The 500-nt window shown below is 66.2% G+C and carries 3 tRNA genes; all 3 read left to right on the top strand.

What is annotated here, in order from left to right:
- The 3 genes from ABD260_RS37495 to ABD260_RS37485 all read left to right on the top strand — a co-directional run bounded on the left by ABD260_RS37495 (position 1) and on the right by ABD260_RS37485 (position 274).
- A tRNA-Gly gene (locus ABD260_RS37495) sits at positions 1-73 on the top strand.
- 49 nt (positions 74-122) lie between these two features.
- Positions 123-193 (top strand) — tRNA-Cys (locus ABD260_RS37490).
- A 9-nt stretch (positions 194-202) separates the two neighbouring features.
- Positions 203-274 (top strand) — tRNA-Val (locus tag ABD260_RS37485).
- Positions 275-500: the final 226 nt, after the last annotated feature.

Here is a 500-nt window from a genome sequence, read left to right as displayed (position 1 = left end):
GCGGACGTAGCTCAGTTGGTAGAGCGCAACCTTGCCAAGGTTGAGGTCGCCGGTTCGAACCCGGTCGTCCGCTCGGAGAGGATTCGGCGAGTCACCTTCCTCGAAGATGGCACGGCCTCTGTGGTGGAGTGGCCGAGAGGCGAGGCAACGGCCTGCAAAGCCGTGTACACGGGTTCGAATCCCGTCTCCACCTCAACAGCTTGGACGATTGGCGCAGCGGTAGCGCGCTTCCCTGACACGGAAGAGGTCACTGGTTCGATCCCAGTATCGTCCACGAAGGCGATGGGCGAGGTGTGTCGCGCAGTTACCTGCGCTGACCGCCTCGCCTTCGTCGTGTTGTGCGGCTGCGCTGCGCTTGCCGCGGGCGGGGGCTCCGCCACCCGCACCCCCGTTGCGCCATCGCTTCGCTCGGCTTCGCTGGGGTCGGGTTGGGCGGTCAGCTCACGAGCTGGGGTTGGGTTGAGCGGTTGGCTCACCAGCTGGGGTCGGGTTGGGCGGTT

Origin of the sequence: Kribbella hippodromi (genome assembly GCF_039531045.1) — a bacterium.
GTDB classification, from domain to species: domain Bacteria; phylum Actinomycetota; class Actinomycetes; order Propionibacteriales; family Kribbellaceae; genus Kribbella; species Kribbella hippodromi.
Note: the sequence above shows the minus strand (reverse complement) of the source record. Positions and strands in the feature narration are given on the sequence as shown.